We start from the raw sequence: 15,612 nt of genomic DNA, 5'->3' as shown, positions 1-15,612 counted from the left end.
CGGCGTTCAGTCCCGCGAATAGCCGATCAGCGGCTTGCGCGGCCGGAACAGGATCATCAGCAGGATGCCGAGGATGCCGAGGACGGCGAACACCGGCTGATCCAGCACGAGGCGGATCACCGAGGTCCAGAGCCAGGGCGCCTTGGCCTCGACCCAGGTCCGGAACGCCGACTGGCTGGCCTGATTGATGTCGTTCCAGAACTGGCCGAACCGGGTGAATTTGAGGGTCTGATCGGCCACCCAGCGGGCGCCGTCATAGACCATGAAAATGAACCCGCCGGCGAGCAGCAACAGCCCAATCAGTCGGAAAAAGCCGCGGATCATGCCTCACCTTATATGGTCGTCCGATCGGCGGACCTAAAGAAACGCCGCCAGCCAATAGCCGCAAGGCGGCAGAAATTCAACCTCTTCAGGGCGTTACGGCACCCATCCAGGCCGTCCGGGGCCGGTTTTCCAGGCCTTGAAAGCGTTGACGGTGCCAAAGACCCTCTCTATAAGGGCGCCAACTGGCGGCGGGCGCAATCCTGCCGCCGCTGTTCTTTGAGCAGTTGCAGGCTCTTTGAGGCCTCGTGTTCCCGGAACAGCCTTGAACCGAACACCCTAAATCCGAGCGTCGATTACGCGGTCAAGCAAGCCGGCGCTACCCGACCAAGACGCGACCGGTACCCGCAAAGGACATTGAGACCATGGCCAATACCACCTCCGCCAAGAAAGCGACGCGCAAGATCGCCCGCCGCACCGCCGTCAACAAGTCGCGCCGCACCCAGATGCGCGGCGCCGTGCGCAACGTCGAGGAAGCCATCAAGACCGGCGACCGCGCCGCCGCCGTGAAGGCGCTGGCGAATGCCGAGCCCGCCTTGATGCGCGCCGCCCAGCGCAACATCATTCACAAGAACAATGCCAGCCGCAAAGTCTCGCGGCTCACCGCGCAGATCGCCAAGCTCGCCAAGTAAGTTCGCGAGCCAGGTTCGCCAAGCGATCTGGTTGCAATCATCCGATCGGTTGATCCGCTCGACATCGCGCTCGTCAATCAGCCCGGCCTCGCGCCGGGCTTTTTGTTGCCTGTCATATTCACGCAAGCAGTCACGCGCCGGCCAGTCTTCGATTGGAAGATTTGCATCTCCGCACTATGATGCCTTCCGTGACTTTACCTGCAGCCTTGTTTGCGGGTGATATTGCAACAGCGGAAACTTTCAGTGCAGTGCGAAAAACCCTTGCGAGGCAGGGCTAACTCGCATCTGCACGCGCGCCAAGTTCTGCACACCGTAGTTTCACCGGAACACATCTCACGGTGGAGTTACCCTGTGAAACGAGACTCAAAAAACGATGTCTCGCTAATCACTTATCGACATAGCGATCACAAGCATTTGGAAAATTCGTTTGCACGTCGTGCGCGTGACGCTTTTGTAAAAAATTTTTGGCGGTGACGGGGATTTGTCACATGACGCGGTGCATTTTCGATTCTGTGCACGAATCCAAAAACTTGCTCACGAGCCTGTGCACAAGTCGCGCGCGGCGTTAACGCTGGTCAAGTTTTTTGATGCCTCAAGTGTGAATCAATTTCGTTGCGAGTCTTTCCGCTTAGTGTATTCCTTAAGTCGTTCGCGGCGCCCACGATCTTGAGACCAGCGCGGTTTTGGAAACGGGGCGAGCGTGCAAATCGGCGGCGGTGTGCACGTTGGCGACGCTTCAACAAGCGATTGTCGGTTCAAAACCCATAGCAACATGGGAATGGTAGCTCTTTGTCTGAATGTCTCCAAGCGGGATCCAAGCGCAAACGAGAGACATCTTGAGCTACCCCGACAGGCGTGATTGGCGAAGCCGGGCGAACGAACAGTGCAGACGGGCAGGACATCGGCGACTTTAGCCGCAGGTGTCTTCAGGACACGCAGGACCTTGCCGTGAGCAATCACGGCAGGACGGGGAGGTATCATGTCTTACGGACAGAACGCGGTATTGAAACAAGTTTCCCACTCCAACGATGCCGTTCTAAATCCGTCGGACATCCAGCCTCCCGCGTGTGACGGAGCGCCGAGTACGCGCTGACCTCGCGACCCCTCCATCTCTGACATCGCTGATCGGACGCGGCGTTCTCGCCGAACGGTTGAGCCATGCCTGACGATGGACTCGCTTTGAGGTCGCGCCATGCCAGGAACCCTATGGCAGGAACCCTGCATGGCGCTCACAACGCAACTATATCTCTCAAGAGAAGTTTTGACGATGAACACATCGGAACAGGATCGCTGGTCACGCGTGAAGGGTCGGCTGCGCACGAGCGTCGGCGAAGACGTCTATACGAGCTGGTTTGCGCGCATGGATCTCGAAGGCGTGCAGGATGAGAGCGTGCGGCTCTCGGTTCCCACGCGCTTTCTGAAGAGCTGGATCCAGGCCCATTATGCCGAACGCGTGCTGTCGTGCTGGCAGGCCGAGATGCCGGAAGTGCATCGCATCGATCTCACCGTTCGCACCGCGGTGCGCCCGGTCGCGCATCCGAAGGAAGCCCCAGTGGTGGTCGAAACACGCCGTGCGCCCGCGCCGGAGCTGCGTTCGACCGCGACCGCGCCGGTCTCGGCCAATCATGACGCGCTCGGCGGCTCGCCGCTCGATCCGCGCCTGACCTTTGCGAGCTTCGTCGTCGGCCGCTCCAACACGCTGGCCCATGCGGCTGCGCGCCAGGTCGCCGAGGGACGCCGCGGCGATCCCGTCATGTTCAACCCGCTCTACATCCATGCCGGCGTCGGCCTCGGCAAGACGCATCTGCTTCAGGCGGTGACCTGGGCCGGCAATTCCGGCAACGAGCGCAAGGTGCTGTATCTCACGGCCGAAAAATTCATGTACGGCTTCGTCGCCGCGCTGAAGACGCAGACGGCGCTCGCCTTCAAGGAAGCGCTGCGCGGCATCGACGTGCTGGTGATCGACGATCTCCAGTTCCTGCAGGGCAAGTCGACGCAGGCCGAGTTCTGTCACACGCTGAACGCGCTGATCGACGCCGGCCGCCAGGTCGTGATCGCGGCCGACCGTCCGCCGTCCGATCTCGAAAGCCTCGATGACCGCGTGCGCTCGCGGCTGGCCGGCGGCCTCGTGGTCGAGATGGCCTCGCTCGGCGAGGAGCTGCGCCACGGCATCCTCAAGTCGCGCGTCGCCGCCGCCCGCGCCCATCATGCGACGTTCGACGTGCCGGAGGAGGTGCTGCATTATCTCGCCCGCACCATCACCCATAACGGCCGCGACCTCGAAGGCGCGATCAACCGGCTGCTGGCGCATTCCAAGCTCAACAACCAGCCGGTGACGCTGGAGATGGCCGAGCGCGAGGTGCGCGACCTGGTCCGGCCGCAGGAGCCGAAGCGGATCAAGATCGAGGACATCCAGCGCGTGGTGGCGCGGCAGTATAATGTCAGCCGTTCCGACCTCTTGTCCTCGCGCCGCACCGCCAACGTGGTCCGCCCGCGCCAGGTGGCGATGTACCTCGCCAAGACGCTGACCCTGCGCTCGCTGCCCGAAATCGGCCGCCGCTTCGGCGGACGCGACCACACCACGGTGCTGCACGCCGTGCGCAAGATCGAGGCGCTGGTCTCCAAGGACACCGCGCTGTCGGAGGAAGTCGAGTCGCTGAAGCGCCAGCTTCAGGAATAAACGCCTATTTCTTTCACCTCTCCCCGCTTGCGGGGAGAGGTCGAATTCGATCGCAGATCGAATTCGGGTGAGGGGGAGTCTCCGCGCACCCAACTCTCACCGTTCCCGTGGAGACTCCCCCTCACCCCAACCCTCTCCCCGCAAGCGGGGCGAGGGAGCGCACCCGTGCCTGGGCAACGGTGGTGTTTTTGCCGGTAAATCGTGGGGAACTGGCCCCCGATCCCTTGAATCCGGGGGCCATCCGCGCCACCTTGCGCGACCCTGACGGCTTTGGTCATATCGGCTGGAGACCCCGGCCTGTCGGGGTCTTCGGTGCCGCGGCGCGCTTTCCGGCCGCCGGGCTTTTTCATCTTGGGGATCGGGCGAGTAGTGCAATGAAGGTTACGGTCGAACGCGCGCAACTCCTGAAATCGCTGGGCCATGTCCACCGCGTGGTCGAGCGCCGCAACACGATTCCGATCCTCGGCAACGTGCTGGTCCGGGCCGAGAACGCGAAATTGTCGCTGAAGGCGACCGACCTCGACCTCGAGGTGACGGAAACGCTGCCCGCGGAAACCGCGACCGCCGGCTCCACCACCGTGCCGGCGCACATGTTCTACGACATCGTGCGCAAGCTGCCGGACGGCTCCCAGATCGTGCTCGAGGCCGACGGCGACCGCGCCGTGCTGGCGATCCGCGCCGGCCGCTCGCGCTTCACGCTCCAGACGCTGCCGGAGAATGATTTCCCGGATCTGGCCGCCGGCGACATGTCGCATTCGTTCTCGCTCGCCGCCAAGGACGTCAAGCGGCTGATCGACCGCACCCAGTTCGCGATCTCGACCGAGGAGACGCGCTATTATCTCAACGGCATCTATCTGCATGCCGCCGGTACCGCCAAGGCCGCCACCCTGCGCGGCGTCGCCACCGACGGCCACCGCCTCGCCCAGCTCGACCTGGTCCAGCCCAAGGGCGCGGACGGCATGCCCGGCGTCATCGTGCCGCGCAAGACGGTCGGTGAGGTGCAGCGCCTGATCGAGGACACCGAAGCCGAGATGACGATCGAGCTGTCGCAGGCCAAGATCCGCTTCACGATCGGGAACGTCGTGCTGACCTCGAAACTGATCGACGGCACCTTCCCCGACTACGGCCGCGTCATCCCGCAGGGCAACGACAAGGAGCTCGTCGTCGACAAGAAGGATTTCGAGAACGCGGTCGACCGCGTCTCCACGATCTCGAGCGAGCGCGGCCGCGCGGTGAAGCTGTCGCTGTCGCCCGGCAAGCTGGTGCTGTCGGTGACCAATCCGGATTCCGGCAGCGCGACCGAAGAGCTCGAAGTGGAATACGCCTCCGACGCCCTCGATATCGGCTTCAACTCCCGCTACCTGCTCGACATCGCCGCCCAGATCGAAGGCGAGGTCGCGACCCTCAGGCTCGCCGACCCCGGCTCGCCCACCCTGGTCCAGGACCGCGACGACAAGAGCGCGCTGTACGTGCTGATGCCGATGCGGGTGTGAGGGCGGTGGCGCCGCGTCGATGCCGAGCAATCTCCCGTAGTCCAGGTGCGATGCGCGTTGCTGCGCCCTCTCCCCTTGTGGGAGAGGGCTACTCCGCCATCGGCCACAGCCGCAGTCGGGTGAGGGGTTAGTGCCGCAAGAGCCGTCCCATCGGCCGGTCCCCAAGCATCTCCGCGAGTTTGCGAAGAATATGCGGCGCGAGCCGACTGATGCGGAAGCGGCAATGTGGCGGCTGCTCAGGGAGCGTCGACTATCTACCTACAAATTTCGTCGGCAAGTCCCCTTCAAGAACTACATTCTGGACTTCGTCTGTTTCGAGAAGCGCCTTGTGATCGAGATCGACGGCAGTCAGCACGCGGAATCGCAGCGCGACGCAGCTCGTGACGCCGCACTTTCCGCGGAAGGTTTCTCGATAGCGCGTTACTGGAACAATGACGTGCTACAGCAGCCCGCTTCTGTATTGGAGGATATCCTTGCAAAGCTTGCCGGGCGGTAAGATACCCCTCACCCGTCGCCTCACTGCGTGAGGCGCCACCCTCCCCCACAAGGGGGGAGGGAAAGGCACTGCCCGGCAATGACGAAGACAACATGACCCCTTCCCGCATTCATCGCCTGACGCTGACGCATTTTCGCAATTATCGGGCGGCGGGGCTCGAGACGGCGGCTGACATGGTGGCGCTGGTCGGGCCGAACGGGGCGGGCAAGACCAATTGCATCGAGGCGATCTCGTTCCTGTCGCCGGGACGCGGCTTGCGGCGTGCGACGCTGGAGGACGTTGCCGACAACCAGGGCGACGGCTCCTGGGCGGTGTCGGCGCAGGTCGAGGGCGCATTGGGCCTCGCCACGCTCGGCACCGGCATCGACGCACCGCGGGCAGATAGCACGGTGAGCCGGCGCTGCCGCATCGACCGCGAGCCGGTCAATTCGGCGAACGCCTTCGGCGACCACATCCGCATGGTGTGGCTGACGCCGGCGATGGACGGGCTGTTCATGGGCGCGGCCTCCGAGCGACGGCGCTTCTTCGACCGCCTGGTGCTGGCGATCGACAGCGAGCATTCCAGCCGCATCTCCGCACTCGAACGCTCCCTGCGCTCGCGCAACCGCCTGCTCGAGACGCGCAATTACGACGACCATTGGTGTGACGCGATCGAGCGCGAGACCGCCGAGCTTGCGGTCGCGGTCGCGGCGACGCGCGGCCAGACCGCCGCAAGGCTGACCGGCATGCTCAATGCGCGCGCGCAGGCCTCCGCCTTCCCGTCGGCGCAGATCGCGCTCGACGGCTGGATGGAGAACGCGCTGCTGCAGGAGACCGCGACGTCGGTCGAGGATCGCTACCGCCAGATCCTGCGCGACAACCGTCCGCGTGACGCCATCGCCGGCCGTACCACCGACGGCCCGCATCTGACCGATCTCCAGGTCATCTACGCGCCGAAAGGCATGCCGGCGCGCGATGCCTCGACCGGCGAGCAGAAGGCGCTGCTGATCGGCCTCGTGCTGGCGCACGCGACGCTGGTCGCCGAGATGACCGGCATCGTGCCGCTGCTGCTGCTCGACGAGGTCGTCGCCCATCTCGATCCGAACCGCCGCGCCGCGCTGTTCGAGGAGTTGAAGAAGCTCGGCGCGCAGGTCTGGCTGACCGGCGCGGACCCGGCCGCCTTCGCCGAGATCGGCAGCGGCGGCGAGGTCTTTGACGTCGAGAGCGGACGCGTCTCCGCCCGGCGGTGAGCCCCTCACCATTGAACCGGCCCGGTTCTCGCCGCGACTAGCTGTCTGCAGTCGCGCGATGACGTGACGTGCGACATCCCTGGAGAGTGAGATGCGGACGGTAGGGCCCGGGGCGCTAATCCCGGCACGATGGTGGGCCTTTGCGTGCGGCCTCGTCTTCCTCGCGAGCTGTATGCTCGCGGCGAGCGCCAGCGCCTGGGTGCCACATCTGTCGGCGCTGTTTTCCGCCGAGCTGACACCGGATCCCGATTCCAAGCTGCCCGCGCCGACCCGCTACAGCTACAGGGGGAATCCACACCACCATCGTCCAGGGCGTTGAGACGCCGCTCCGCACCAGGTTGGAGGCCACCCTGCCCGCCGAGCTCGGCAACGTCCTCGCCTTCTACCGCACCGAGCTCGGAAAGCTCGGCTGGCAGGAGCAGCCCGATGGCGCGGTGGTCTCCGCCGATCACGTCCAGCTCGCCTTCGTCTCCCCGGTTGGACCCGGCATGCTGGCGCTCGACCGCAAGGACAGCAGCACCACGGTCAACCTCGTGCAGAAGAACGCATCCGTTGCGGCCAACGCGAAGGTCATGCCCGAGCCCGGCCAGGCCATGCTGGTGTTCTCCAATATCAGCGAGACGGAAGCCACGCTCACCATCAACGACCAGACCATCAAGCGCGCCGCCGGCACCCGTGCGGTGTCGCTGGATCTGCAGCCCGGCAAATATTCCTACGAGGTGAGCGTGCCTGGCCATCCAGTCACCACGAAAGTCCTCAACTTCGCGGCCGGCGATACCTGGGAACTCACGGTCGGACGCGACGGCGAGCTATGGTCGCCGCTCCTGCTCTATTGAGCTTTGAACCTCACGGGTTCCTGCCGCGACTAGTCGTCTGAGGCCGCGCCGACGATGTCGCAGCCTGCCATTGCGCTGGGGATGAAGACCCGCGCGTAATCCAGGAGTTTTTGCGATGTCGATGATCAAGCGCGGGACGCAGGTCCCGGCACGCTGGCGGCTGCTTGCGTGCGGCCTGTTCCTGATGGCGAGCGGCTCGATCGCGGCCGGCGCCGACGGGGGTATCGTCGACGTCCATGCGCTGCCGCAGCTCGAGGGTGCGGTGGAAGACACCTCGCGCCCCGATCCCTACCGCGTCGAATATCGCATGCCGACGCCGGAAGCGGTGACGTCGCCGGCGGTCCGAAAGCTTCTGAACGCCGACGGATGGGTGCCCTACGTGCTGCCGCTGGAGGAGAAGAGCACCACGCTGAAATTCAAGAAGGGGCGGCAGGGCCTTTCCGTTCATTTCACGCAGGCGCTCGGCCGGCCCGACCAGTCCGTGGTCTACTACACGACCGACCGGATCTATTCGAATGTGCCGTTTCCCGAAGGCGCGAGCGACCTCGTGTTCGACGGCACGAGGCCCTATCTCGGCTGCATCGCGCCCGGCGCGCTCGATGCGACCTCGGATTTCTTCACGAAGGAAATGGCGGCGATCGGCTGGCGGAAGCTCACACCGGAGACGGCCGCGCGCTGGCCGAACGCGGACCTCGGCGAGGCCGTCCCGAACGGCGTGCGCGTCTTCTACGAGCATCCCGATGGCGACACCACGCAGTTCTACAACCAGAAGCCGGTGATGCTGACGCTGACGCGCCGCGACGACGGCAGGACCAATGTCGAGATCAGGGTGGCGCCGTTCGTGCTGCCCCAGGAGCTCCAGGCCGACGATGACATTGCCGGCCTGCCGCGACCCAAGCCGACCAAGACCGCCAGGGGATTGGGCAGCGCGACGTCCGCCAAGCACGAAATGTCGACCGCCGTGATGGCCGATCTGCCCGCGGTGCTCGCCTACTACCATCGCGAGCTCGCCGCGCGCGGCTGGCAGGAGAATGGCAATGCGCCGCTCGCCGCCGGCGACGAGGTGGCGATCAAGGTCTCCTCGGCGGAGGAAACCGGCGTGCTGCGGCTCGGCCGCAAATATGATTTCACCATGGTCAGCCTGACCGCGCAGTTGACGGAAGCAGCGCTCGCCGCTCGCGCGAGGGCCAAGAAGGAAGCCGACGAGAAATTCTTCAAGGACGCGGAGACTGCGGCGAGGCAAGTCATCGCCGCCGACGAAGCGAGGCGCAAGGTGCAGGCGGCCGCGCTGTCCGACGCGCCGCTGAATGCGCTCGCAGGCAGCAACACGCCGGTGCCGCTGCCCGAAAACGCCGAAGGCGTGAAATTCGCGGGCGACGATGGCCGGCTCGAATTCTCCTCGGCCTCGAGCGTGAAGGCGCTCACCGCGTTCTATCGCGCCGCGCTGAAGCCCGCAGGCTGGAAGGAGCAGCCCTCCGTCATCAACCAGCCCAACATGGCGATGATGGAGTTCTCGAAGGGCGGCAAGTCGATCTCGATGACCGTGATGCAGATGGGCCCGAAAGTGAATGTCAGCGCCAACGGATCGGGCCTGGTCATGGCCACGGCCAAGCCTGCCCCCAAGGGCGGCCCGGTGAGCAGCGATCCGGCTGGCGCGCAGGCCAAAGCGTCCGGCCCGCTGGAAGCGGATCCGGAATCTGCGCTTCCCGTGCCGAAGCAGCGTAGTTCGACCTCGCTTGGCACGGCAAAACTACCCGGCATCGATGTGCCGTTCCGCCGCGAGCTCGAAGCCAGCGTGCCGGCCGAGCTCAGCGACGTGCTGGCGTTCTATCGCAGCGAGCTGGCAAAACTCGGCTGGCAGGAGAAGCCGGATGGCGCAGTCGTCGCCGCCGATCGTGTGCAGCTCGCCTTCACGTCTCCGCAGGGACCGGCCGTGTTGAAGCTTGCCCGCGCCAAGAGCGAGACGTCAATCAAGCTGGTGCAGAAGAACCCGGATGCCGCGACCAAGGCGGACATCATGCCAAGGCCCGGCCAGGCGAAGCTGCTGCTTGGCAATATGGGCAACCAGGAAGCCGTGCTCACCATCAACAAGCAGGCCATCAAGGTTGCGGCCGGCGCGGGCGGTCCGCAGTCGCCGAAGGGGCCCACACTCGATTTGCCGCCGGGCAAGTATCAGTACTCGCTGAAAATGGCGGGCCGCCCCGCCCGCAACGACACCATCGACATCGCCGCAGGCGATGCCTGGGGCCTGATGGTGGGGCCGACCGGCGAAGTGCTGCCGTTGCAGATGTACTGATCCACCGGGCCGCTGATGCGGAGAGCGAGCATGACGACGGTAAGGCGTGCGATGAGAGGTCCGGCACGGTGGTTGCTGCTGCTGTGCGGCCTCGCTCTTCCCGCGGGCGACCTGGGCGCCGCAAGCGCCGGCGGATGGATGCCGCATCCATCACCGCAAACTTCGGCCGCACTCACACCGGCGGATCCCGACGCCAACATGCCGGTGCCGAAGCAACACAACTTCTCCAGCTCCAATACCACCCATGTGACCGGCATCGAAATCCCGCTGCGGGTCGGACTCGAAGCCCATGTGCAGGCCCAGCTCGGCGATGTGCTCGCCTTCTACCGCACGGAGCTTGCAAAGCGCGGCTGGGAGGAAAAGCCTGAAGGCACTGTGGTTGCCGCCGATCATGTGCAGCTCGCCTTCGCCTCCCCCAAGGGGCCGGCCACCCTGAAGCTTGGCCGCGCGAAGGACGAGACCGCGGTCAGCCTGGTGCAGCGGAATACGGAGGCCGCGGCCAAGGCCAATTTCCTGCCGATAGCAGGACAAGCGCGGCTGATATTCGGCTATCTTGCGCCCGATGTGGCTTCGCTTGTGATCAACGATCAAACCATCAAGATCGCGGGCGGCGAAAATCATCCACAAACGCTGGATCTGCCGCCCGGCACCTATTCCTACGCGCTGCTCGTGTCGGGCTATCGGGTGCGCACCGATACCATCACCGTGGCGGCAGGCGAGGCTTGGTCCCTCACGTTGGACGGCGACAAGAAGCCGGATCAGATCTACTGAACGCAGGTGGCCTGTTCCCGGGCGCCACGGCGCACGGGAACCCGCTTCTCCGCCCCGCAAAATCCACGCCTTTGAGGGGTGAAAAAGAGGCTCCGAATCGGGCTTTTTGCAGCGCCCAGAATCGGCCTTCGGGAGCCTTGAAAACCGGCCGAAAATCCCTATTTAGTCAAAGGGTTGCCGGAGGATACTTTGCGCTAGGCGCAATCCGTCTTTCATGGCACAAATAGCCTCACATCAGCGCCTTTTTGTGCGGCTGATTCGGGCGACATCTCGAAGGCCTCTCATGACAGAACCTGCTCGGCAGACGCCTGCCGAAAACGAACCCTCAAATCCGAGCGATTACGGGGCGGAATCGATCCGCGTGCTCAAGGGTCTCGATGCCGTCCGCAAGCGCCCGGGCATGTATATCGGCGACACCGACGACGGCTCGGGCCTGCACCACATGGTGTACGAGGTCGTCGACAACGCGATCGACGAAGCGCTTGCGGGTCACGCCACGCGCGTCGATGTCGTGCTCAACGCCGACAATTCCGTCACCGTGCGCGACGACGGCCGCGGTATTCCCGTCGACATCCACAAGGGTGAAGGCATCTCGGCGGCCGAGGTCATCATGACCCAGCTCCATGCCGGCGGAAAGTTCGACCAGAACTCCTACAAGGTCTCCGGCGGCCTGCACGGCGTCGGCGTCTCCGTCGTGAATGCGCTGTCGAGCAAGCTCGGCCTGCGCATCTGGCGCGACAACAAGGAGCACTACATCGAGTTCGCCCATGGCGATGCGGTCGCACCGCTGGTGGTGGTCGGCGACGCGCCGGGCAAGCGCGGCACCGAGGTGACGTTCCAGGCCTCGCCCGAGACCTTCAAAAACATCGAATATGATTTCGCGACGCTCGAACACCGCCTGCGCGAGCTCGCCTTCCTCAACTCCGGCGTCAACATCGCCCTCTCCGACATGCGCCATGCGGTCGAGAAGCGCGAGGAGATGCACTATTCCGGCGGCGTCGAGGAATTCGTCAAATATCTCGACCGCAACAAGAAGGCGATCGTGCCGGCGCCGATCATGGTGCGCGCGGAAGCCAACGGCATCGGCGTCGAGGCAGCACTTTGGTGGAACGACAGCTACCACGAGAACGTGCTGTGCTTCACCAACAACATCCCACAACGCGACGGCGGCACCCATCTCGCCGGTTTCCGCGGCGCGCTGACGCGCCAGGTCAACGGCTATGCCGAGGCCAATGCGAAGAAGGAAAAGATCGCGCTGACCGGCGACGATTGCCGCGAAGGCCTCACCGCCGTCTTGTCGGTGAAGGTGCCCGATCCGAAGTTCTCGTCGCAGACCAAGGACAAGCTGGTGTCCTCGGAAGTGCGTCCCGTGGTCGAGAACGTGCTCAACGAGGCGCTCCAGGCCTGGTTCGAGGAGCACCCCAGCGAAGCCAAGATGATCGTCGGCAAGGTGATCCAGGCCGCGGCCGCCCGCGAAGCCGCGCGAAAGGCGCGCGAGCTGACGCGCAAGAGCCCGCTCTCGGTCTCCTCGCTGCCCGGCAAGCTCGCCGACTGCCAGGAAAAGGATCCGGCCAAGTCCGAACTCTTCATCGTCGAGGGTGACTCGGCAGGCGGCAGCGCCAAGCAGGGCCGCAACCGCGAATTCCAGGCGGTGCTGCCGCTGCGCGGCAAGATCCTCAACGTGGAACGCGTGCGTCCCGACAAGATGCTGGGAAGCGAGCAGATCGGCACGCTGATCACCGCGCTCGGCACCGGCATCAGCGACGAGTTCTCGATCGAGAAGCTGCGCTATCACAAGATCATCGTGATGACGGACGCCGACGTCGACGGCGCCCACATCCGCACGCTGCTGCTGACCTTCTTCTACCGGCAGATGCGCGACATCATCGACGGCGGCTTTCTCTACATCGCCCAGCCGCCGCTCTATAAGGTCTCCAGAGGCAAGTCCGAGCAGTATCTGAAGGACGAGCGGGCGCTGGAGGATTATCTGATCGACGCCGGCCTCGACGACTGCGTGTACATTCCCGGCACCGGCGGCGACCGCACCGGCCGCGATCTACGCTCGCTGGTCGAGGACGCCCGCGTCGTCCGCAGCATCCTGCGCAACCTGCACACCCGCTATAACCGCAGGGTCGTCGAGCAGGCAGCCATCACGGGCGTGCTGAACAAGGCGATCTATGGCGATCCCGAGAAGGCCGCCGCAGCCGCCCAGTACATCGCGAGCCGGCTGGACAGCCAGGCGGAGGAGGTCGAGCGCGGCTGGGTCGGGCAATACGTCGAAGGCCAGGGCTTCCTGCTCGAGCGCACGGTGCGCGGCGTCAAGGAAGCCGCTGTTATCGACGATGCCTTCCTCGGCTCGGCCGAGGCCCGCAAGCTCGACGAGTACACGCCGAAGCTCCAGGACGTCTATGCCCGCTCCGGCAAGCTGCGGCGCAAGGACAGCGAGCAGATGGTCCACGGCCCGTCCGACCTGTTCGAGGCGGTGACCGAGGCCGGCCGCAAGGGCATCTCGCTCCAGCGCTACAAAGGTCTCGGCGAGATGAACCCGGAGCAGCTCTGGGAGACCACGCTCGACACCGAGGCGCGCTCGCTGTTGCAGGTGAAGGTCAAGGAGGTCGACGAGGCCGACGACATCTTCACCAAGCTGATGGGCGACGTGGTCGAGCCGCGCCGCGACTTCATCCAGGAACATTCGCTCAGCGCGACGATCGATATCTGAGGCCGATGGCTTTGCCGTCATGCCCGGGCTCGTCCCGGGCATCCACGTCCTCGTCGCCGCGGAAAGATTGTGGATGGCCGGGACAAGCCCGGCCATGACGCGGTGGAGACGGCTCCGCTGAACCTCACCACCCGCCATCGCGACGAAACGGCATGAACCCGCAAGGCTAGTTCCGGCCGGGAAGTGTCACGCCATGACCAGCTCCGTAGCGACCAATTCCGCCCTGCCCTCCCGCCGTCTCGGCGTGATCGGCAGCATCGTCGGCGTGCTGGCACTGATCGCGGCCGTGCTGCCGCACTGGGTCGTGCCTGTGATCTATCCGCCGCCACCAGCTGACCAGGTCATCGTCGACACCGGGCACCGCCTCAAGGACCGCCTGATCGCGCGCGTCAAGGGCGCCGAGTATCACGCCCCGCCCCGCGAGAAATCGACGGGCAGCCAGCTCAGGGAGGCATCCTCGATCGGTGCGATCTCGCTCGGCCTGCTCGCGATCCTGCTGTCCGTCCTCGCGCTGGTGTTTCGCGAGGAGAGGTTGCTGGCCGGCGTCGCAGCCGCGCTCGGGACCGGCGCCATCGCCATCGAGATATCCTTCCTGGCCATGGGCGTGCTGATGCTGATCGTGATCCTTTATGTGGTGGCGAATATCATCGGCTTGTTCTAAACGCCCGGTCCAGCGGGCCTCTTCGGGGCCAAAGAGCGGCTCTCCGCCGCGACAAGTGCAGAATTGCTACCCTGCTCAATTCTCGGTAGTTTCCGCTTCCGAAGCAGCCCGCCCCACCCAACAGGACGGAGAATACCGACGTGGCGCCCATCCAGTACATCGTCGAGGGCGGTCACCGGCTCTCGGGCTCGATCGAGCCGTCCGGCAACAAGAATTCGGCACTGCCGATCATCGCCGCCGCGCTGCTCACCGAGCATCCGGTGACGCTGGAGAACGTGCCGCGGATCCGCGACACCGAGACGCTGGTCGAGCTGATCCGCTCGGTCGGCGCGGCGGCGGAATGGACCGCCCGCAACACGCTTCATATCCATGCCAAGAGCATCCGCGCCGCCGATCTCGACCCCGAGCTCTGCGTCCGCATCCGCGCCTCGATCCTGCTCGCAGGGCCCCTGCTCGCCCGCTGCGGCGAGGTGATGCTGCCGCCGCCCGGCGGCGACGTCATCGGCCGCCGCCGGCTCGACACCCATGTGCTGGCGCTGGAACAGTTGGGGGCCAAGGTCACCGCGACCGACCGGCTCGAATTCCGCGCACCAAAGCTCGCCGGCGCGGACGTGTTCCTGGACGAGCCGAGCGTCACCGCGACCGAGAACGCACTGGTGGCGGCGGTCGCCGCCGACGGCGTCACCTATTTGCGCAACGCAGCCTCCGAGCCGCATGTGCAGGACCTCGCAAACTTCCTGGTCGCGCTCGGCGCCAGGATCGAGGGCATCGGCACCAACACCATGATCGTGCACGGGCCGGCGACGCTGGGGGAAGCGACCTACCGGATCCAGCCCGATCATATCGAGGTCGGCTCGCTGATCGGGCTTGCCGCCGTGACGCGCTCGCCGCTTCGCATCGTGCGCGCCGGTGTCGAGCATCTGCGCTCGATCCGCATGGGTTTCGAGCGGCTCGGCATCGTCTGCCGCGTCGAGGGCGACGATTTGATCGTGCCCTCGAACCAGACGCTGAAGATCCAGGACGATTTCGGCGGCCACGTGCCGAAGCTGGAGGACCAGCCCTGGCCGGCCTTCCCCGCCGACCTGATGTCGATCGCGATCGTCACCGCCACGCAATGCGAGGGCGTGATCCTGATGTTCGAGAAGATGTTCGAATCGCGGATGTTCTTCGTCGACAAGCTGATCGCGATGGGCGCACGTATCGTGCTCTGCGATCCTCATCGCGCGATCATCGCCGGCCCCAGCCGCCTGCGCGGCGCGCCGATGACCTCGCCCGACATCCGCGCCGGCATGGCGATGCTGCTGGCCGCGGTCTGCGCCGAGGGCACCTCGACCATCAACAACGCCGACCAGATCGAGCGCGGCTACGAGCGCATCGAGGAACGGCTGAACGCGCTGGGCGCGAAGATCAAGCGCGTGCCCGAAAGGAAGAGCTGAGGCCTTCTTCGCCTCTCCCCGCTTGCGGGGAGAGGCCGACGC

Annotated in this window: 11 protein-coding genes and 1 pseudogene; 11 read left to right on the top strand and 1 reads right to left on the bottom strand. The window is 65.2% G+C overall.

Translation table 11 applies throughout. From position 1 onward, the window contains the following. Positions 1 to 6: 6 nt before the first annotated feature. Entirely contained in the window at positions 7 to 324 is a 318-nt protein-coding gene (locus BM118_RS31355; RefSeq protein WP_011083655.1) for a hypothetical protein, read from the bottom strand. Positions 325 to 686: 362 nt separating this feature from the next. Here BM118_RS31355 and rpsT point away from each other — a divergent pair, with 362 nt between their 5' ends. The 11 genes and pseudogenes from rpsT to murA all read left to right on the top strand — a co-directional run bounded on the left by rpsT (position 687) and on the right by murA (position 15,570). Further along, positions 687 to 953, top strand: a complete 267-nt coding sequence (gene rpsT / locus BM118_RS31350) for a 30S ribosomal protein S20 (protein ID WP_011083654.1) — start codon at positions 687 to 689, stop codon at positions 951 to 953. A 1,267-nt stretch (positions 954 to 2,220) separates the two neighbouring features. Then, positions 2,221 to 3,633 (top strand): chromosomal replication initiator protein DnaA, encoded by a 1,413-nt coding sequence (gene dnaA / locus BM118_RS31340; protein WP_092190542.1) that lies wholly within the window; start codon positions 2,221 to 2,223, stop codon positions 3,631 to 3,633. A 374-nt stretch (positions 3,634 to 4,007) separates the two neighbouring features. Then, positions 4,008 to 5,126 carry a DNA polymerase III subunit beta gene (dnaN, locus tag BM118_RS31335; protein ID WP_011083651.1) on the top strand — a complete coding sequence of 373 codons (1,119 nt, stop codon included), beginning with the start codon at positions 4,008 to 4,010 and terminating at the stop codon, positions 5,124 to 5,126. Between the two features lie 130 nt (positions 5,127 to 5,256). Next, complete coding sequence (locus BM118_RS31330) at positions 5,257 to 5,622, top strand: endonuclease domain-containing protein (protein WP_092190540.1); 366 nt, start codon at positions 5,257 to 5,259, stop codon at positions 5,620 to 5,622. Positions 5,623 to 5,714: 92 nt separating this feature from the next. Further along, on the top strand, positions 5,715 to 6,851 hold the full coding sequence (gene recF / locus BM118_RS31325) for a DNA replication/repair protein RecF (RefSeq protein ID WP_092190538.1): 1,137 nt from the start codon (positions 5,715 to 5,717) through the stop codon (positions 6,849 to 6,851). 91 nt (positions 6,852 to 6,942) lie between these two features. Then, positions 6,943 to 7,687 (top strand): annotated as a pseudogene (locus BM118_RS31320) (hypothetical protein). A 115-nt stretch (positions 7,688 to 7,802) separates the two neighbouring features. After that, a complete protein-coding gene (locus BM118_RS31315) occupies positions 7,803 to 9,983 on the top strand; it encodes a hypothetical protein (RefSeq protein WP_092190536.1) in 2,181 nt (726 codons plus the stop codon). A 30-nt stretch (positions 9,984 to 10,013) separates the two neighbouring features. Then, a complete protein-coding gene (locus BM118_RS31310; RefSeq protein WP_092190534.1) occupies positions 10,014 to 10,754 on the top strand; it encodes a hypothetical protein in 741 nt (246 codons plus the stop codon). Positions 10,755 to 11,037: 283 nt separating this feature from the next. Continuing rightward, entirely contained in the window at positions 11,038 to 13,473 is a 2,436-nt protein-coding gene (gyrB, locus tag BM118_RS31305) for a DNA topoisomerase (ATP-hydrolyzing) subunit B (protein ID WP_092190532.1), read from the top strand. 193 nt (positions 13,474 to 13,666) lie between these two features. Next, positions 13,667 to 14,134 carry a hypothetical protein gene (locus BM118_RS31300; protein ID WP_092190530.1) on the top strand — a complete coding sequence of 156 codons (468 nt, stop codon included), beginning with the start codon at positions 13,667 to 13,669 and terminating at the stop codon, positions 14,132 to 14,134. A 140-nt stretch (positions 14,135 to 14,274) separates the two neighbouring features. Beyond that, the gene (gene murA, locus BM118_RS31295) at positions 14,275 to 15,570 is read left to right on the top strand and encodes a UDP-N-acetylglucosamine 1-carboxyvinyltransferase (RefSeq protein WP_092190528.1); all 1,296 of its coding nucleotides are present in this window, start codon (positions 14,275 to 14,277) and stop codon (positions 15,568 to 15,570) included. Positions 15,571 to 15,612: the final 42 nt, after the last annotated feature.

It is taken from the genome of Bradyrhizobium sp. cf659 (assembly GCF_900113725.1).
Taxonomy (GTDB): domain Bacteria; phylum Pseudomonadota; class Alphaproteobacteria; order Rhizobiales; family Xanthobacteraceae; genus Bradyrhizobium.
Note: the sequence above shows the minus strand (reverse complement) of the source record. Positions and strands in the feature narration are given on the sequence as shown.